Origin of the sequence: Paenibacillus oceani, assembly GCF_014705615.1 — a bacterium.
Classification (GTDB): domain Bacteria; phylum Bacillota; class Bacilli; order Paenibacillales; family NBRC-103111; genus Paenibacillus_AB; species Paenibacillus_AB oceani.
This window is the reverse complement of record NZ_JACXJA010000010.1, coordinates 93,990-112,241: the sequence shown is the minus strand read 5'-3', so window position 1 is coordinate 112,241 and position 18,252 is coordinate 93,990. Positions and strand designations below refer to the sequence as shown.

Sequence of the window (18,252 nt, the reverse complement as noted above, 5' to 3'; positions counted from 1 at the left end):
TAGAGGAATCAAGCACTGTGCTATGGGGGGAGAGTTCGGTTGAGCAGGCATAATGGCGTATGGAAACGGGTAGTGGAACACAAATATTTATATGTACTGGTCAGCCCGCTGCTTGTGTTTTATGTGCTTTTCGAATACATGCCGCTTTATGGTCTGATGCTTGCATTTAAGGAGTTTAACTTTGCCAAGGGTATCTGGGGAAGCGAATGGGTCGGTCTGGCCAACTTCCGGGAAATATTCCGACTGGATGATTTCTGGACCGCCTTCCGCAATACGATCATCATCGCCGTGGGCAGGCTGCTGATCGAGTTTCCCGTGCCGATCGTCGTTGCGCTGCTGCTGAATGAGGTGCGCAGGGCGGGGCTTAAAAAATTTTATCAGGTCGTATATACGTTCCCGCATTTTTTGTCCTGGGTTATTGTCAGCGGCATTCTCGTCAATTTTCTCGGATCGTTCGGCGTGTTGAATCAGCTGCTGGAACTGATCGGGCTGGAGAAGACGAATTTGCTCGTCCAGCCGGATACGTTCCGGGGCTTATTGTACGGAAGCAGTTTATGGAAAGATATGGGCTGGGGAACGATTATTTACTTGGCGGCAATCGCCGGCATCAATCCGACCTTATATGAAGCGGCAAGCATCGACGGAGCCGGGCGGTGGCAGCAGATGCTGCACATTACGTGGCCTTCGCTGCGCAGTACGGTCGTGATCCTGTTCATTCTGCAGATCGGCAATACGATGAGCTCGGGCGGCGGCGGATTCGATCAAATCTTCAACTTGTACAATCCGGCCGTCTACGAGAAGGCGGACATTTTGGACACTTACGTATACAGGCGGACATTCTCCATCGGCGAGAGCTATGGCACGTCCACCGCGGTCGGACTGTTCAAGTCGGTCATTAATTTCACCCTGCTGATCTCAGCGAACCGGTTGGCCAAGAGAATGGGACAAGAAGGATTATACTAAGACGAAATGCCAATTCTAGGTACAGGGGAGGGGGATCGCATGCGACAACACCGGCGCAGCTGGGCCGATTATGCCGTCAACAGCCTGCTTATGATGCTCGCTCTTTTGACGGTGCTGCCGTTTTACAACGTATTCATCACCTCGTTCGCCGATCCGGCCGAGGTTGCCAAGCAGCAGTTTTACCTGATCCCGACCAGCTTCACGCTGGATTCTTACAAGACGCTGCTGGACGGAAGTTATGTCGGGAGGGCGTTAGCCAATTCGCTGATTGTCACTTTGGCGGGGACTTTCGTCAATATGCTGGTTACGACTTGCGGCGCTTATGCGCTCTCGAAGAAAGGTATGCCGGGCCGTACCGTTATGATGGCGGGTATTGTGTTCACGATGTTGTTCAGCGGCGGGCTGATCCCTTACTACTTGACGATTAAAAATTTGCATTTGATCAACAGCTACGGCGCGATGATTTTTCCCGTCGCCGCGAGCACCTTTTTCCTGATCGTGATGATCAACCAGTTCCGCTCCATACCGCCGAGCCTCGAAGAATCGGCCAAAATGGACGGCGCCAACGACATCTACATCCTGTTTCGCATCGTCATTCCGATCACCAAGCCGACGATGGCCGCCATCACGTTGTTTTATGCGGTTGCGCGCTGGAACGAATGGTACAACGCCATGCTGTTCATGACGGATACGAAAAAACATCCGATGCAGCTGTTTCTGCGCAATATGCTTGCGGATGTAACGAGAATGGCCCGGGACGACATGGGGGCGACGATGATGTCGCAGATGACGCAGACGTATCCGGATGGACTGAAGATGGCCAGCGTCATCGTTACGATGGTACCGATCATGCTTGTCTATCCATTTTTGCAAAAGTACTTTTCGGCAGGCGTTACATTGGGCGCCGTGAAGGAGTAACCGGCCGGTTTTAAAACCAGCGGATACGTTCTGCGGTTTTGAACATATATATAGCTGATCATAAAGGGAGGAACCATCCATGATGAAATTCAAACGTATCGGCACGGCAACCGTAGCCGCCGTCGCAGCTCTCGCTGTTGTCGCAGGCTGCGGAACCGCTCAGCAGGAAGTAAAGCCGGAACCATCCGCGCAGGCCGGTCAAACCGGACAAGCCGGAGCTGCCGGGAGCAACAGTAAAAAGCTGGACATATCTGTATCGTACTTCAATATCGGTCAAGCCTTTACGAACCGTGAAGCGGACTCATACTTGAAGTTCATGGAAGACAAGTTCAACGTCCGCTTCGTCGACAAAGTGATCAGCTATTCCGACTACAAGGAAAAATACCAGCTGTGGAGCGCCTCAAGCGAGCTGCCGGACGTATTCAGCCACGATATTATTAATTCGGAAACGTATTTCTCCTGGATCAAACAAGGCATTATCCGTCCACTTCCCGACAACCTGAGCAAATATCCGAACGTGCAAAAAGTGTTGAGCCTCCCGGATACGAAGTCGCTCAAAGTAGACGGCAAAACGTATATGATCCCGCGCCAAACGTATCGCGACAGCGATTCCTGGGCGATGGAGAAATCCCTGATCGTCCGCAAAGACTGGATGGACAAGCTCAAAATCAAGGACCCGGCTACCTACGAGGAATATTTGAGCATGCTGAAGGCGTTCGCCAAAAACGATCCGGACGGCAACAGTAAAAACGATACGGTTGGCGTTACGTTCCGCTCGTCGTCTATGATGTCGGCGCTTGCAGCAGGTTCATTCCCGAACATCCTGAACGGCTCCTGGGTGAAAGAGAACGGTCAATATATCCCGTATTACGCTTCCGACAAAATGAAGGAGCCGGTGAAGCAGCTGCGACAAATGTTTGAGGAAGGAGCGATCGATCCGGACTTCGCGATTATGAAAACGAACGACGGCATCGAGAAATTCGGCCAGGGCAAAGTAGGCGCGATTTCCATGCAGGCGACACCGAACGGGCTCGGCAAGCTGGATGCCGCATGGAAAAAATATAATAAGGATGTGGCCTTCGAGGACATCGTCAAAGTCATACCCGTTACTTGGGCGGCTGCAGATGGCAACCAATACCGGTATACGGCCGTCACGTTCTGGTCGGAAAGCTACTTCAGCTCCAAGGTCGACGACGAGAAGATGGACCGGATCTTGCAAATATACGATTATTTGCTGTCAGACCCGTTCCGGATCGATAAGCAGTACGGAATCGAAGGGAAAGATTACAAAAAAGAAGGCGACAAGTTCGTCATTACCCGCGAGAAGGACGAGAAGGGGCAGTACAAATCGATCGGCGCCTTGTACCCGTCGTTCAACTTGTTCGGCGGTCTGGCGGCATGGGGCCAGGAGCTGGAATACGTCGAGAACGAGGTGAACAACATTCAATATGGCGTGAAGCTGTCCAAGCTGTCGAGGGATATGCTCAAGCACCGGATCAAGACGTTTAAGCCGGTTCCGACCAACTTTGCTGTCGAGCAGTTGTATACGCCGGCGAAGTCGAAGCTGAGCGCCATTAATCCTTCGGAAGATTTGACCCGTGTTATGCTTGGTAAGGAAGATCCTCTCGCGATGTGGGAAGCGATCGTAAAAGGTTACGAAAATAAAGGATTATCACAGGCGATCAAAGAAGTAAATGAAGAAGTTCGAAAACAGGGGCTGGATCAATAAATGGACAACCTTGGGAATCTAGTGGCGGGGACGGATCAAGCGTCCCGCCGAATCCTGCTGCTTGATCCGGAGGCGGACGACTGGAGCTCGGATGAGGCGGTGCGCTGGAGCTGGGCGGCGTGTGCGGCAAACGGCTTCGACGGCCTCGAAGCTTACTGGGGAGTCCCGACGGATGTCAAAGTGCGTAATAACCCCAGGCTGGGGGAGCAGGTCATGATCGTTACCGACTCGCTCGGGCTGGCTGCGATGCTCCCCTTTCCCGCAGGGGACCGCAAGCTGTGGGGCTGCCATGTCGGAGGCAATCCGCATTCGGCCGAGCTGCTGCCGAACGGCAATGTGGCGGTGGCGGCCAGCACCGGCGGCTGGGTCCGGATCTATGCGTCGTCGCAAGGCCCGTCCTGCGCCGACTATGCGGAGTATGCGTTTGCAGGCGCACACGGCGTTCATTGGGACCCTGGTTTTCAACTGCTTTGGGCGCTCGGAGACGACGAGCTCGTCGGCCTCCGGGTCGAAGGGACCGATGCCGAGCCGGCGGTTCGGCCGGTGCGCCGGACCTTGCTGCCGACCCGCTTCGGACACGATCTTCAGCCGATGTACGGTGACCGCGACCGGCTGTGGGTCAGTACGGGGAAGCAGGTCTACCAATACGTAAAGTCCGCCGACCGTTTCGATTCCGATTACCCGGGCAGGGAGCGGATCAGCCGGGAGGACGTCAAAAGCGTTGGCAACCTGGCTTCAGGCCAGACGGTCTCGACCGTGCCGAAGCCGGGAGGGACGTACGAATGGACGACGGACACGGCGCAATTTCATTGTCCCGACCGGGTGAAAATCCGCAGCGGAGCCGGCTTCTATAAGATGCGCGTACTGAATTCGGAATACGAGTAAGAGCAGCAAGTAAACCGTGCCGGGGAAGGATGAGAGTGGTTATGGGGACGATGGAGGAGCGAAGGTCCGGAGAAGCGGTGGTTCATCCGGCGGACTGGCTGATTGGGGCGTCCCTATCATTGAACGACTGGGATATGGGCCGCGTCGATGTGGCTGAAATAGTGCAAGCAGGAATCCGCTGCATCGAGCTTGCATGGCGAAACGATACGTTCGATATGTTCGATCCGGTGCAGGAAGCAAAATGTACCCGCTGGATCGGGCAGGCGATAGAGCACGGCATCGCCATAAGATCGCTCCATCTGCCCTACGGCCCGCTGTTCGATGTGTCCGCGACGGGAGACGGCGAGAGTGAGGCAGCCGTGTTGCGTCATGTACGGCTCATGCGGCTCGCCCGGCAATGGGCGATCGGCATCGTGATCCTGCATCCCAGCTACGAGCCTATCCGGGATGAGGAACGCCCGGCCCGGATGGCCGCATGCAAGGCTGCGCTGGCGTCGCTTGCCGCCGAGGCGGACCGGCTCGGTGTGCGGATCGCCGTCGAAAACTTGCCGCGCACGTGCCTCGGCCGCGACAGCAGCGAGATGAGCGAGCTGGCGGCGGCCGATCCGCGGCTGCTTGTCTGCTGCGATGTAAACCATATGCTGCTCGAGTCTCAGGAGATGTTTATCGGAAAGCTGGGCGTTCGAATCGGCGCCGTGCACATGTCGGATTACGATGGTGTGGACGAGCGTCACTGGATGCCGGGCCGCGGGGTCATTCGTTGGAACGAAGTGCTCCGCTCTTTGGCGAAGCACGGTTACCCCGGCCCGTTTCTATTCGAGGTTCGCCAGCCGGTCCCGACAGAGCTGGCGGCCTGTTGGCAGGAGCTGCTGGCGGATTACCAGAAAGAGAGCGTGTCCGAGCGAGCGCCCGGATGATCGGCCGATCTGAGGTGTTTTGCAATTTAACGAATCTAGGCGCAGCTTGTAACAAGCTGCGCCTTCTGCTTGTATCGGGCAAACCAAGGCAAATGAGGATACAAGTCCACTCCAATGGAACGTTTCCCCATATACAAGGCTATTAGTAACAAGAGAGGGAATATCGTGGCGATTCGTTCTGTAACAAGCAGAAGTTCTTTTACTGTCTCCAAATAACATCCCTGCCTCCCTGGTTATATCCAGAAATAGGGTAAGTACTTTTGCCTAGATTTATTTATCCTAATGATTCATTGGCGGCTGGTGGCAGCAACGCTGGGACTACTGCTTGTAGGAGCGGATTTAAAAAGGAGCGGAAACCCGCCCCCGTTATGGTTTAGCCAATCAGAATATGATCCTCGGGGTAGCCAATTTTGGATGAACGCTTTTTTTGAGCCAGGGCAAAGGCCAGTGTGAGGGGACCAAGTCGTCCGGCATACATGGTAATGGTCACGATGATTTTACCAAGCGGAGACAAATCGCTTGTCAGGCCCATGGATAATCCGGTTGTACTAAAGGCCGAAGTGGCCTCGAAGAGTACCTCCAGAAAGTGGTCCTCCAGCATGCCTTCCGAAATCGTCAGCAGTAGGGAGACCAAAAGCACAACGGCAAGGGAACTGACAACAACAGCCAGTGCGCGCATGACCGTCTCGCCTGCGATTTTGCGCTCGAAGGCGTGAATTTGCCCGCCGCCGCGGAACGTATTAATGGTTGCCAGTACAAGAACAAACACCGTATTGATTTTAATGCCACCGCCGGTTCCGCCTGAAGCGGCTCCAATGAACATTAATATGATGATCAGGAATTGTGACGAGGCCAACATGCTTCCGATGTCAATGGTATTAAAACCGGAGCTTCTGGGCGTAGCCCCTTGGAACAAGGAGGCCCATATCCGCTCCCCGGCAGACAAGGAACCGAAGGTTGCGGGGTTCCAGCTTTCCAGCAAATAAATCAAGCAGAAGCCCGCGGCAAACAAAATGCCGGAACCGAGCAAGACAACTTTGGCATGCAGCGATAACTTGCGCCATGAACGTTTGCGGAAAACATCCACAATGACAATATAGCCAAGCCCCCCGATCATAAACAGCAGGATGACAGTGATGTTGACGACAGGGTCGCCCACAAAAGGCGATAAACTGTCGGACCATAAAGAAAAGCCTGCATTGTTAAACGCCGAAATAGAATGAAAGACCGCATAATAAGCAGCTTGGCCCCATCCCATATCGGCTTGCCAGCGCAAGGTGAGCACCAATGTAGCCAACGCCTCGAATGCAAATGCGATAAGCACCATATAGATCGACAATTTGACCAGGCCTTGCGCGGATGTCGAATGCGTCGCCTGCTGAATAATCAGCCTTTGGCGAAGCCCGATTCTTTTGCCGATCATGATAGCCACCATTACACCGACGGTCATAAAGCCAAGGCCGCCGACCTGAATCAGTATCATAATGACGACTTGTCCGAAGGTAGAGAACACACTTCCTGTATCCACCACAACCAAGCCATTCACACAAATGGCGGAGGTTGCCGTAAAGAGAGCATTCAACAGCCCGATCGATTGACCCGACGAGGATGAATAGGGGAGCGTCAAAAGCAAAGCACCGAACCAGATCAAGCCAAAAAAGACGATTAATATGAGTTGGGGAGGGCTCGTTCGCGTCTTCAGCCGGTTGACAATAGAGACAAGGATAGCGAATAGGGAACGGCTATGAATACGTTGTTCATTTCTGTTCATAGTCGTCTTCCAGGTCTCGAATATCTGAATTGCTTCCGATTATTACCAGAATATCCCCTGTATTCACTTCATCTTCCGCCTTCGGAGAAATATTGATATGAACCCCCTTCTTGATCGCCATAATCGTACACCCGTACTTGGCCCGAATATTTAATTGTTGTAGAGATTTGCCGTTCATCGCAGGTGGGGCCTTCAGTTCAACCAAATTGTGGTCGGGAGACAACTCGATGTAGTCAATCAGATTATCAGAGCTTAACTGCTTTCCAAGACGAGCAGCCATGTCTCGTTCCGGATACACAATATGATCTGCGCCTATTTTAAATAGGACCTGGCCATGCATTTCATTTTTGGCTTTGGTTGTTATTTTGGGTATATTCAATTCTTTAAGCAATAAGGTTGTTAAAATGCTCGCTTGCAAATCATCGCCAATAGCCACGATGGCATGAGTAAAGTTTCGCGCTCCAAGCTCTTTCAGCACCCCTTCATCTGTACAATCGGCTTGAACGGCATGGGTTGCTATGCCCGATATGTCCTGAACAAGTTGCTCATCTTTATCAACGGCGAGCACTTCGTGACCATTTTGAACCAAAGTACGCACCAGGCTCGACCCAAATCGGCCCAAGCCAATCACAATAAACTGTTTTTTCATGTCCTGCACATCCTTCTAAAGAAATTGATCCGTATGACGGTTTTTCTGGGAAAAGAACAAAAAAGCTTGGAGCAGAGAAATTCTGCTGCCAAGCTTCGGAATGTGAGGGCTGGACAAACCAAAGACGCATTCATGTTCTCTCTCATGACGCCTACGAGGTTAGCTGTCGGATTCGGGTCTGAGAGTTCCCGTTCTCTCTGCAAAAGAAAGAATTTACCCCTGAAGCGAAAAACGCTTCGTTGGTTCCCCCGCTCCTTCATTAAGGATTAAGCGATGAATATGAAGTTGTTGTACCCTATCATAAAGCAGTTCATTTCGAAAGTAAACAGATGACCCGGATTATCCATTATCGATTGCCCGCATAGTTATAATTCCGCGTCGCCTCACCTTGTTTCAGCTAGGGAGATGAAAGTGCTTCGGATGCGAGGCGGCTTTAGGGTTGAATGCAAAGGTACTTTCAGGTAATAATACGAAGATAAAGCTTAACTGGTTTCAATTATTTGAGCAGAGCTTGGGAAAGGGGATGATGGTTATGGCTGTACATCCATTCAGATCGACTCCACTTATTCATTTCACTTCATCACGAGTCATTCTCTTAAGTTTTGCCATTCCGATCTTGTTGGGGGCGATTTTGCTAGCTTTGCCCGTCTCTTCTGCATCCGGCAGCAATATCGGTTGGTTGGACGCGCTTTTTACTTCGACGTCAGCTGTATGCGTTACAGGATTAGTTGTAGTAGATACAGGGACAGCCTACTCTTTGTTTGGACAAATTGTTATAATGTGCCTGATTCAGATCGGCGGACTCGGATTTATGACTTATAGCGTCCTGGTAGCGGTCGTCTTGGGCAAAAAAATAGGTTTGAAGGACCGACTGCTTATTCAGCAATCGACAAATGCGCTGTCTACGCAGGGAGTCGTGAAGCTGTCGCTTGGTATTTTTGCGGCAGCTGTTGTTATTGAAGCGTTCGGTGCCATTATTTTAACGATTCGCTGGATGGGCGACATGGACTTTATAACCGCGCTTTATTACGGTATCTTTCACTCCGTTTCATCTTTCAATAATGCGGGATTTGGTTTGTGGTCAGATAGTTTGAGCCGATATGTAGGAGACCCGCTGATTAATATCGTAATTCCGTGTCTATTCATCATGGGCGGCCTGGGGTTTACCGTCATTCTTGATCTTTGGAAAAATAGGAGCTGGCGCAAACTGTCTCTTCACTCCAAAATCGTGTTATCCACTTCTGCAATTTTATGTGCGGGAGGCTTTCTTGTAATCACAACCATTGAATCCTTTAATCCTGACACGTTCGGTGCATTGACAGGATCAGAAAAAATGTGGGCAGGATTTTTTCAGGGAGTAGTGACGAGAACGGCAGGATTTAACACCATCGATATCGCATCGATGATGACGGCTTCTCAATTTTTTATGATTTTTCTGATGTTCATTGGGGCTTCCTCCGGATCAACCGGGGGAGGGATCAAGACAACTACCTTTGTCGTTCTGCTGCTCACGTTAATCAGCATTGTGACAGGGAAGCGGGATGTTCAAATCATGCATCGAAGAATTCCGCAATCGATTATTATGCGTGCCTTAGCTGTCATGGTGATATCAGTTGGCGTAGTCATCGCGGCCACCTTCCTGCTTACGTTAACCGAACATAGTCTGCAGAAGGATTTTATGGAAGTTCTGTTTGAAGTCACATCGGCCTTCGGCACAGTGGGCTTATCCATGGGATTGACACCGGAGCTTTCCACGCTCGGCAAGCTGATCATCATCCTGACCATGTTTATCGGCAGGCTCGGGCCATTGACGCTGGCATTTGCTTTGTCGCAAAAGCAAAGTCGGGAGAAATTCCGTTATCTTGAGGAGAAGGTGCTTATTGGCTAGAGAGGTCCCCTTATCCGGGGAGCCTCTCTCCAAAGCATGGAGCTCCGGGTCAACGGGCCCGGAAGTCCGCGAGAATGATAAATCGTTCAGGCAGGTTAACCCGTAATGGTAAGGTCAAAAAGCTCTCACCTTGTTAAGGTGAGGGCTTTGTATCGATAGTAGATGCGATACCATCACATATAAGATATTTCATTCCGCCATCATCTGCCTTAAAAACGCCAGTGTTGAAGTCTGTATGAACGCTTCGGTAAAAGACGCCTTCGATCTTGTCAGGAGCAAGGGAATTCAATCGCAGTAATAAGCGGTTCCCGTCTCTTACAAGATAGGCTTTAACCCCTGCTTCATAGTCTTCGTCTTGTTTTTGCCTCTCGCGCCGTACAGATACGATATGAATATCTACACCTTCGATCAAATGGAGAAGCTGATTAATAATGGAACCTTTCGTAATCTCTTCCCATTTGGTTTGAGCCGACTGCCCGATAATAATTTGTGTGATACGCTTTTCGTTTGCAATGTCTGCAATAACTTCTGCGACATTTCGGGAATCACTTTTTTCCACAATCAGTTCTGCTTGTAATGTTTCGGCCATGGAGCTCCAAAAAGCCATGTTTTTCTCCCGCGCCTCACTATACCGGTTATCATGAATCGGATCTACCGTAAGCAAGGTAAGCGGTGCTTGTAAAGCGGTAGCCAGCTTCCAGCCGCGGCGAATTAATAACTCTGAGCTTGGTCCGTAATACAGACATACGAGTATTTTTTCTTCAGTTTCGGTTATCTTGGAGTTAGATGTTGTGATCATTTACGTTTCCCCTGTCAATAAATATTCGCAATAACGAGCAGAAGCCCGCTTCAGGTTGCTTAAAATGGATGATGAAAACCAGAATGAAAACAAAAAAGGCCAGAAGGAAGAGGGAACTTTCCGCGAATGAAATACATGATTTAGTTGTTGATGGACATATTACGTTATTTCTATTGCAAAGTAAACCGCCAAAACAGACTGGATTGAAATCCGTTTTTGCCCAGAAATTTTGATCCGGGTCCTAGTTTGATGCGGTGACGTTCATTTTTGATATTGTACTTGCGGTTTTCTTCACATCCGTGAATGTGAGCGGTCATTCAGCAGCGAGAAAGCGATATCCAACGCCGGATTCTGTTACAATGTACTTGGGATCTGCGGGATTGTCTTCAAGCTTCTTCCTCAAGTGCCCGATGTATATGCGTAAATAATGCCGATTGGAATCATCGTGCTCGTTCCAGACTTGCTTCAGCAATTGGCTTTTTGTAATGACTCTCCCTGCATGGATAGCCAGAATTTTCAATAAATCAAATTCCGTCGGAGATAGCTTGACCGGTTCTCCCTTCAATTCCACACTTCTTTGCGCAATATTGATCGTTAGTTCCCCATGGTGCAGAACCGGCTCTTCTTGAGCCCTGGCTGAGTGTCGCAGCGCTACGCGAATCCGCGCCACTAGCTCTCCCATTCCGAAAGGTTTGGTCACATAATCGTCGGCCCCATTATCCAGCGCAAAGATTTTATCCGCTTCCCGGTCAATGGCAGTCAGGACGATTACTGGCAAATCGGACCGTTCCCGAATACCCCTCAGTACATCCATGCCGGATAGATCCGGCAATCCCAAGTCGAGTATCACGAGATCCGGAGCGGCGAGAGAAACTTGCTCCAGTCCCTCTTCTCCGGTTGACGCTTCGTATACGTTGTATTTATGGGCTTGCAGCGTCACCTTGAGCAACTTCCGTATTTGAGTGTCGTCTTCCACAACAAGTACTCGAACATGATGTTCATGATTTGACATACGTCTCGTCCTCCTAGTGCTCGCTAGCCTATTAGTTATCTTGGACAAGCGGAAGCGATATTGTGATGATGGCTCCTTTTGGCGCGTTAGGCCGGGCGGAGAGGGTTGCTCCATGAAGTTCGGCGATCCCTTTGCTGATGGCCAGCCCCAAGCCCGTTCCCGTGAGGTGCCCGGTTTGTTCGGAACGATAAAATTTTTCAAAAATGCGCTCCAACTCGTCTTCCTTCAGCCCGACACCTTCATCGGCAACAGTCAGTTCGATGAATTCACTGCCTGCTTTGACAGACAGGATGATCTCGCTGTAATCAGGGCTATATTTGATCGCATTGCTGATCACATTGATCAGCATTTGCTCAAGCAGAGCTTCATCGCCAAGAAAGATGGGGATTTCATCGGGCAGGTCAAGGCGGATCGTGCGATGCTCCTGGTAGCCCTTCAACTGCATGAAGGTAGAGCCGATGATTTCCTCCAATTCGCACTCATCTTTCCGTAAGGTAAGCATGCCGCCTTCGAGCCGGGCCATACCCAGCAAATTCAAAACCAACCGATTCATACGAAGCGCGCCATCGCGAATGGTCACAAGAAGTTCCATTCGTTCCTCGGCGGTAAACAGTTTCTCGCCATCGATCAGCCCGGTTGCCGAACCGATAATGGCTGCGAGCGGTGTACGAAGCTCGTGCGAGACGGAGTTCAATATGGCGATGCGAAGCCGCTCGGATTCGGCGGTCAGATGGGCCAGCTTTGCCTCTTCCTCGAACTTGACACGTGCGACTGCACTGGCCGCCAATCCGCCAACCGCTTCAAATAGCAAGGCTTGTTCCGGTAAGGTTTCGCTTCGCTCGTGCCTGGAAATAAGAACCATAACTCCGAACCTGTGTTCCTCAATCTGAAGCGGGATAAAATGCCCGATGAGTCCTCCGGTATGTGAAATTCTTTTTTCCAATGACTTACCTTCTTTGTAGATTCGTTTAGCAAGCGCAAGCTCGGCTTGTTCCTGTACATGATGGGGAAATGGGCTGGAACGACGGGCGAGCGTAAGCTCATTGTTGTTTTCAGCCAGATAGATCGTGACGTCCATTTTCAGGATTTCAGATAGCTGTCGGGAAAAACGGTCCAGCAATGACGGCATATCGACGGCAGAGCTAATCTGTTTACTGAGCGCATAAAGCGTGGCGGTTTGCTTCTCTTTTTGCTTGGAATAAAGCACTTGTTGTTTGAGTCGCGCGGCCAAGCTGGCTGTTAAAATCGCGACCACCAAATAAACGACGAAGGATATCAGATACCTTAAATCCGCGACCGTGAAACTGAGTACCGGCGGAATAAAAAAGAAGTCAAAGGACAGTACACCAAGAAAGGCAGCAAAAAATGCCGGTCGCAGTCCCCAAACTGCGGCATTTAATAGGACGGGGAGTAGGAAGATCAACGCAATATTGGCTGTTTCAAACGCTAACCCAAACGGTTTTAATAGGATCGTCATCCCAACAATGAGCAGTGCGGTGATGGCATAAGGGTGCCAAAGGAATGTTGAACGGGAAGTTGTTATGGTCGTTGCCTCCAATCCCAATCATGACTCACGTTTACCCTAACTGTACTGTAAATAAAGCGTAAAAGAAACGGTTTCCGGGGGTAAAAGTTCCGTAAAAATCACGAAAACAATAGAAAAAAAGAGTAAAAAGGAGGAAATTAAAGATCCTGAGCGATGCGAGATCCAGTTGCGACTAGGCAATACAATTTAAACCTATACCCGCCGTGCATTGCTTTACAATTATTTGCATACGGCGTAACATACGATTCGAATTCAATGTTCACCCTTTTATTCGCTGAATTGCCTTGCAGGCAAACGGGGGAACCATTTGCGGGGGTTTGTGTGAGAGCAAGCTTCTGTGCGGGGTGAATCCTGCCACCGGGATCGACTCGTTGGCAGGTAGGGCGACTCTCACCGTCCGAATCCGACAGCTAACCTCGCAAGCGACAGAAGAGAGGCAGCATTTATCAAAACTAGACACGGTTTATAAGCCGCTCATGGACGGGAGAACCGATTTATGTCCTTACACAGGGATATAACCGCAGGCTCAAATGACCTGTCCTTTCTGTTAAGTATGAACTAGGAAAGCCCTAAAAGGAGATGCAAAGATGCTGGATATTGGAATGATAGCTTTGGTGGCTGTACTGGCTGCAGCCATGATTGGCTTTGCCGCTTGGTCGGGTAAAGTGGTGGAGGAAGGGCGGGAAGAAGCATGACCTGGGCATTGGGGGGCGTCATCGTCCTGTTGTTTGTCTATCTGGTATATGCTTTGGTAAAGCCGGAGAAATTCTAAAATCCGCTTGTTTTCAGGAAGGAGCATCGTTATATGGCCGTTATGATTGCCATTGTCGTTACATTGTTGCTGGTCCTGCTGTTGGCTCGGCCTACTGGACTATATATGGCCAAGGCATTTGATTACAACCCGTCAGGACTTGATCGATACTATCGTCCATTAGAGAGAATGATCTTTGCCATCGGAGGCATTCGCCAAGAAAATCAAACGTGGAAGAGATACACTGTGACCTTAGTCGTTAGTAATACCATGATGATCCTGCTCGTATATCTCGTGTTTCGAACACAGGCGTATTTGCCGTTGAATCCGGCCGGTATTGCCAATATGGACCCGAGCCTAGCCTTTAATACGGCAATCAGCTTTATGACAAATACCAATTTGCAGCACTACAGCGGGGAGAGCGGATTATCGTACTTGTCGCAAATGATTGCGATCGTCTTTATGATGTTTACGGCTCCGGCTACCGCGCTTGCAGCGGTGTTCGCTTTTATGCGCGGGCTGGCAAGAAAACCGTTAGGCAATTTTTTCGTCGATATGACTCGTGCTATTACACGGGTATTGTTGCCGGTTGCTTTTGTTACGGCCCTTATTTTTGTTGCGCTAGGCGTTCCACAAACGCTTGAACCGGCGGCGGTCGCTCAAACGATTCAAGGCGGTGAACAAACCATTGCCAGAGGCCCGATGGGTTCGTTCGTGTCCATTAAGGAGCTCGGGAATAACGGCGGGGGATTTATGGGCGTCAACTCGGCTCACCCGTTTGAAAACCCTAATGCAATTAGTAATTTGATTCAGATTCTGCTAATGATGTTACTTACGACATCCCTACCTTTTGCATACGGTAAGATGGTCGGGAATGCCAAGCAGGGACGGGTACTGTTTGTTTCTATGGCAATGCTCTTTATCGTTTTGCTGGGCGTTTCGCTGACGGCTGAACATGCTGGCAATCCGGCTCTGAATGCAATCGGCATTCAGCATGAACAAGGCAGTATGGAGGGCAAGGAGGTTCGCTTCGGAGTTGCACTATCTTCCTTGTATTCAGTCGTAACAACGGCATCCGAGACGGGGGCGGTCAATGCGATGCATGATACGCTGACGCCAATCGCCGGGTTGATCACCATCGCCAACATGATGTTGAATACGACTTTTGGCGGCGTAGGAGCCGGCTTTATGAACGTACTGATGTATGCGATGATCGGCGTCTTTCTCTCCGGTCTGATGGTTGGGCGTACACCGGAATTTTTGGGCAAAAAAATCGAAGGCAAGGAAATGAAGCTGATTGCCGTCACGATGCTGGTTTCGCCTGTTCTCATTCTGGTTCCAACGGCAATTGCGCTGTTCAGCTATCCCGATACGCTGTCCAATCCGGGCTTTCACGGCCTGACGCAAGCGATGTACGAGTATACCTCGTCTGCTGCGAACAACGGTTCCGGATTCGAAGGGCTAGGTGACAATACATTGTTCTGGAACACGACAACCGGAGTCGTTATGTTTTTAGGCAGATATTTCTCCATAGTCGCTTTGCTTGCTGTAGCCGGGTCGCTTGCTGCCAAGAAGACGGTGCCGGAAACGACAGGCACCTTTAGGACGGACACGGGATTGTTCGCGATTGTATTTTTGGCTGCTGTGCTGATCGTTGGAGCGTTGACGTTTTTCCCAAGTCTCGTACTCGGCCCAATTGCAGAACAGTTGACATTGAAACCATAAGTTTGATTGTAATGGAGGTTCTCACGATGCAAACTAAAACATCCGGACTTAGCGGGTCGATTATCCGGAATGCTGTCAAGGAAGCGTTCATGAAGCTGGACCCTAGAGTCATGTTCCGTAATCCGATCCTGTTTGTAGTGGAGATAGGATTTGGCATCACATTATTTCTATGCTTTTTTCCCGGAGCGTTCCAAGGCTCGACACCGGGTTGGTTCAATATAGTGGTTGCCGCCATTTTGCTGGTGACGTTGTTGTTCGCGAACTTTGCGGAGGCGTTGGCTGAAGGAAGAGGTAAGGCGCAAGCGGATTCGTTAAAGCGGACAAAAAAAGACATTGTTGCAAACAAATTGGTCGGCGGAGAGATCAAGCAGGTGGCTTCAACCGATCTTCGTAAAGGAGATATTGTCGTCATAACACAAGGAGAAATGATTCCGGGGGACGGCGAGGTTGTCGAAGGGCTCGCGTCGGTCGACGAATCAGCGATTACGGGAGAATCCGCGCCCGTCATTAAGGAAGCTGGCGGCGATTTCAGTTCTGTCACAGGCGGAACGCACGTCATCAGCGACCAGATCAAAGTAAGGATCACCAGCGATCCGGGAGAATCGTTTCTGGATCGGATGATTTCACTTGTCGAAGGGGCTAAACGGCAAAAAACGCCGAATGAAATTGCCCTGAATACGGTTCTGATCAGTTTGACCCTGATTTTCCTGATTGTCGTGGTGACACTGCCGTTTTTCGGGGACTACCTCAACATTGAAATTGATGTTCCCGTCCTGATTGCCCTGCTTGTTTGCCTGATCCCAACCACAATCGGAGGGTTATTGTCTGCGATCGGAATAGCGGGAATGGATCGGGTGACCCGGTATAACGTAATTGCCATGTCGGGGAAAGCTGTGGAAGCTGCGGGGGATATTAATACAATCATTCTGGACAAAACGGGTACGATCACATATGGCAACCGGATGGCGAGTGAATTTATCCCGGTTGGCGGCGCCAAACCGATTGAACTAGGCGAGTGGGCGGCGATTGGTTCAATGAAGGATGAGACGCCGGAAGGGCGTTCCGTGCTGGACTTGATGAAAAAGCTGGAACTCGGGTATAACGGATCAGTAGCTGCCGGTGGAGAGTTCATCGAATTCAAAGCGGAAACACGAATGAGTGGGATCGATTTGTCGGATGGCCGAAAAGTGCGCAAAGGGGCCGTCGACGCGATTAAAAAATGGGTAGCTGCCCAGAACGGGATCATACCGACCGATTTGGATGTGGCAGCTGATAAAGTAGCTTCTGCCGGGGGCACGCCGCTGGCCGTCGCTGTCGATAACCGCATTTACGGCGTCATCTATTTAAAAGATACGGTCAAGCCCGGGATGCGTGAACGTTTTGACCAAATGCGCCAAATGGGCATTAAAACGGTGATGTGTACAGGCGATAACCCGCTTACTGCCGCTACCATCGCGAGGGAGGCGGGCGTTGATGACTTTATCGCAGAGAGCAAGCCGGAAGATAAAATTGCTGTGATTCGGCGAGAGCAGGCAGAAGGTAAACTGGTGGCTATGACGGGTGACGGCACAAACGATGCGCCTGCATTGGCGCAGGCGGATGTGGGAATTGCGATGAATAGCGGTACGGTAGCGGCCAAGGAAGCGGCGAATATGGTGGATCTAGACTCCGACCCGTCCAAAATTATTGAAGTTGTAGCGATAGGAAAGCAGCTTCTGATGACCCGCGGCGCACTGACGACGTTCAGCATCGCCAATGATATTGCCAAATACTTTGCCATCCTGCCTGCCATGTTTGTGCTCGCCATTCCGGAGATGAATGCTCTGAATGTCATGCAGTTGGGATCGCCGATGTCGGCTATTTTATCTGCGCTTGTCTTTAATGCGATTATTATCCCGCTATTAATTCCGCTTGCGATGAAGGGAGTGGCGTATAAAGCAGTCAGTTCGGCACAACTGCTAAAACGCAATTTGTTGATTTATGGCTTAGGCGGTGTTCTTGTTCCCTTCGCTGGAATCAAACTCATCGATCTTGTTATCCATATGTGGGTATGAAGAAAGGAATGACCTAAGATGAAATTATTGACATCCAGTCTACGAACCAGCTTGCTATTCATGTTATTATGCGGACTCGGCTATAACCTTGCAGTTACCGGAATCGCACAGATCGTGTTCCCCGAACAAGCTGAGGGGAGCTTGATTCAAGACGAAAAAGGAAATGTTATTGGCTCGAGGCTGATTGGACAGTTGTTTTCCGAACCTGAGTTTTTCCATAGCCGTATCTCCAGCATCGATTATCAGGCGGACGGATCGGGATCGCCGAACTATGCGCCGTCACATCCTGCATTGTTGGAGAGAATAACGAAATCCTTAGAAGAATGGAAGATCAATAATCCCGAAGTTCCTGTCAGCGGCCTTCCGATTGATCTGATTACCAACTCCGCCTCCGGCTTGGACCCCGATATCAGCCCGGAGGCGGCACGTGCACAAATTCCAAGGATCTGTCACTTGACCGGTATTGAACAGCAACATTTGGAAAGACTTGTGCAAGAACAAACGAGCCATCGGACGTTTGGTTTCTTAGGCGAACCTGCGGTAAATGTATTGCAGCTCAATATCGAACTGCAGCGTTTGCTTACAAGGTAAACGAAATAGGCATCTCCCTGCCTGCTTTTATCGGGCAGGGAATTTCCGTTTGCA

15 protein-coding genes and 2 riboswitches are annotated in these 18,252 nt (G+C 50.4%); of the genes, 10 read left to right on the top strand and 5 right to left on the bottom strand.

Annotated elements, in window-relative coordinates; all coding sequences use genetic code 11:
• The first annotated feature begins 39 nt into the window (after nucleotides 1-39).
• The 5 genes from IDH45_RS09940 (at nucleotide 40) to IDH45_RS09920 (ending at nucleotide 5,412) form a co-directional block, all read left to right on the top strand.
• Nucleotides 40-963, top strand: a complete 924-nt coding sequence (locus tag IDH45_RS09940) for an ABC transporter permease (RefSeq protein WP_190927054.1) — start codon at nucleotides 40-42, stop codon at nucleotides 961-963.
• A gap of 39 nt (nucleotides 964-1,002) precedes the next feature.
• A complete protein-coding gene (locus tag IDH45_RS09935; protein WP_190927052.1) occupies nucleotides 1,003-1,881 on the top strand; it encodes a carbohydrate ABC transporter permease in 879 nt (292 codons plus the stop codon).
• Between the two features lie 79 nt (nucleotides 1,882-1,960).
• Nucleotides 1,961-3,610: a type 2 periplasmic-binding domain-containing protein gene (locus IDH45_RS09930; RefSeq protein ID WP_190927050.1), complete on the top strand. Its 1,650-nt coding sequence runs from the start codon at nucleotides 1,961-1,963 to the stop codon at nucleotides 3,608-3,610.
• The gene (locus IDH45_RS09925) at nucleotides 3,611-4,495 is read left to right on the top strand and encodes a DUF6528 family protein (protein ID WP_190927048.1); all 885 of its coding nucleotides are present in this window, start codon (nucleotides 3,611-3,613) and stop codon (nucleotides 4,493-4,495) included.
• Between the two features lie 41 nt (nucleotides 4,496-4,536).
• Complete coding sequence (locus tag IDH45_RS09920; protein WP_190927047.1) at nucleotides 4,537-5,412, top strand: sugar phosphate isomerase/epimerase family protein; 876 nt, start codon at nucleotides 4,537-4,539, stop codon at nucleotides 5,410-5,412.
• 373 nt (nucleotides 5,413-5,785) lie between these two features.
• On the opposite strand, the gene IDH45_RS09915 is transcribed toward IDH45_RS09920, so the two are convergent.
• Together IDH45_RS09915 and IDH45_RS09910 are read right to left on the bottom strand one after the other, a co-directional pair.
• Nucleotides 5,786-7,183, bottom strand: a complete 1,398-nt coding sequence (locus tag IDH45_RS09915) for a TrkH family potassium uptake protein (protein WP_190927045.1) — start codon at nucleotides 7,181-7,183, stop codon at nucleotides 5,786-5,788.
• Complete coding sequence (locus IDH45_RS09910) at nucleotides 7,170-7,832, bottom strand: potassium channel family protein (protein WP_190927043.1); 663 nt, start codon at nucleotides 7,830-7,832, stop codon at nucleotides 7,170-7,172. The genes IDH45_RS09915 and IDH45_RS09910 overlap by 14 nt, the downstream gene beginning before the upstream one ends.
• Before the next feature lie 132 nt (nucleotides 7,833-7,964).
• Nucleotides 7,965-8,115, bottom strand: a riboswitch (cyclic di-AMP (ydaO/yuaA leader).
• Between the two features lie 156 nt (nucleotides 8,116-8,271).
• On the opposite strand from IDH45_RS09910, the gene IDH45_RS09905 reads away from it, so the two are divergent.
• Nucleotides 8,272-9,720 carry a TrkH family potassium uptake protein gene (locus IDH45_RS09905; RefSeq protein WP_223836517.1) on the top strand — a complete coding sequence of 483 codons (1,449 nt, stop codon included), beginning with the start codon at nucleotides 8,272-8,274 and terminating at the stop codon, nucleotides 9,718-9,720.
• A 133-nt stretch (nucleotides 9,721-9,853) separates the two neighbouring features.
• Here IDH45_RS09905 and IDH45_RS09900 read toward each other — a convergent pair whose 3' ends face one another.
• The 3 genes from IDH45_RS09900 to IDH45_RS09890 all read right to left on the bottom strand — a co-directional run bounded on the left by IDH45_RS09900 (nucleotide 9,854) and on the right by IDH45_RS09890 (nucleotide 13,089).
• Nucleotides 9,854-10,519 carry a universal stress protein gene (locus tag IDH45_RS09900; protein ID WP_190927041.1) on the bottom strand — a complete coding sequence of 222 codons (666 nt, stop codon included), beginning with the start codon at nucleotides 10,517-10,519 and terminating at the stop codon, nucleotides 9,854-9,856.
• Nucleotides 10,520-10,832: 313 nt separating this feature from the next.
• Nucleotides 10,833-11,531 (bottom strand): response regulator, encoded by a 699-nt coding sequence (locus tag IDH45_RS09895; protein WP_190927039.1) that lies wholly within the window; start codon nucleotides 11,529-11,531, stop codon nucleotides 10,833-10,835.
• A gap of 31 nt (nucleotides 11,532-11,562) precedes the next feature.
• Complete coding sequence (locus IDH45_RS09890; RefSeq protein ID WP_223836516.1) at nucleotides 11,563-13,089, bottom strand: DUF4118 domain-containing protein; 1,527 nt, start codon at nucleotides 13,087-13,089, stop codon at nucleotides 11,563-11,565.
• Nucleotides 13,090-13,339: 250 nt separating this feature from the next.
• Nucleotides 13,340-13,518: riboswitch (cyclic di-AMP (ydaO/yuaA leader) on the top strand.
• 250 nt (nucleotides 13,519-13,768) lie between these two features.
• On the opposite strand from IDH45_RS09890, the gene kdpF reads away from it, so the two are divergent.
• From kdpF to kdpC, 4 genes are read left to right on the top strand one after another with little or no spacing between them, the layout of a single operon-like run.
• Entirely contained in the window at nucleotides 13,769-13,849 is an 81-nt protein-coding gene (gene kdpF, locus IDH45_RS35220; RefSeq protein WP_190927265.1) for a K(+)-transporting ATPase subunit F, read from the top strand.
• 33 nt (nucleotides 13,850-13,882) lie between these two features.
• The gene (gene kdpA / locus IDH45_RS09875) at nucleotides 13,883-15,553 is read left to right on the top strand and encodes a potassium-transporting ATPase subunit KdpA (RefSeq protein WP_190927035.1); all 1,671 of its coding nucleotides are present in this window, start codon (nucleotides 13,883-13,885) and stop codon (nucleotides 15,551-15,553) included.
• A 26-nt stretch (nucleotides 15,554-15,579) separates the two neighbouring features.
• Nucleotides 15,580-17,607, top strand: coding sequence for a potassium-transporting ATPase subunit KdpB (gene kdpB, locus IDH45_RS09870; protein ID WP_190927033.1), 2,028 nt, complete (start codon nucleotides 15,580-15,582; stop codon nucleotides 17,605-17,607).
• A gap of 18 nt (nucleotides 17,608-17,625) precedes the next feature.
• A complete protein-coding gene (kdpC, locus tag IDH45_RS09865) occupies nucleotides 17,626-18,198 on the top strand; it encodes a potassium-transporting ATPase subunit KdpC (protein ID WP_190927031.1) in 573 nt (190 codons plus the stop codon).
• The last annotated feature ends 54 nt before the right edge of the window (nucleotides 18,199-18,252 follow it).

Excerpts from the sequence above, each read along its gene's own strand:
- kdpB (WP_190927033.1), top strand. The coding sequence starts at position 15,580 with ATGCAAACTAAAACATCCGGACTTAGCGGGTCGATTATCCGGAATGCT.
- IDH45_RS09935 (WP_190927052.1), top strand. The coding sequence starts at position 1,003 with ATGCGACAACACCGGCGCAGCTGGGCCGATTATGCCGTCAACAGCCTG.
- kdpC (WP_190927031.1), top strand. The coding sequence starts at position 17,626 with ATGAAATTATTGACATCCAGTCTACGAACCAGCTTGCTATTCATGTTA.
- IDH45_RS09895 (WP_190927039.1), bottom strand. The coding sequence starts at position 11,531 with ATGTCAAATCATGAACATCATGTTCGAGTACTTGTTGTGGAAGACGAC.
- IDH45_RS09930 (WP_190927050.1), top strand. The coding sequence starts at position 1,961 with ATGATGAAATTCAAACGTATCGGCACGGCAACCGTAGCCGCCGTCGCA.
- IDH45_RS09925 (WP_190927048.1), top strand. The coding sequence starts at position 3,611 with ATGGACAACCTTGGGAATCTAGTGGCGGGGACGGATCAAGCGTCCCGC.
- IDH45_RS09910 (WP_190927043.1), bottom strand. The coding sequence starts at position 7,832 with ATGAAAAAACAGTTTATTGTGATTGGCTTGGGCCGATTTGGGTCGAGC.
- kdpA (WP_190927035.1), top strand. The coding sequence starts at position 13,883 with ATGGCCGTTATGATTGCCATTGTCGTTACATTGTTGCTGGTCCTGCTG.
- IDH45_RS09920 (WP_190927047.1), top strand. The coding sequence starts at position 4,537 with ATGGGGACGATGGAGGAGCGAAGGTCCGGAGAAGCGGTGGTTCATCCG.
- kdpF (WP_190927265.1), top strand. The coding sequence starts at position 13,769 with ATGACCTGGGCATTGGGGGGCGTCATCGTCCTGTTGTTTGTCTATCTG.
- IDH45_RS09900 (WP_190927041.1), bottom strand. The coding sequence starts at position 10,519 with ATGATCACAACATCTAACTCCAAGATAACCGAAACTGAAGAAAAAATA.
- IDH45_RS09915 (WP_190927045.1), bottom strand. The coding sequence starts at position 7,183 with ATGAACAGAAATGAACAACGTATTCATAGCCGTTCCCTATTCGCTATC.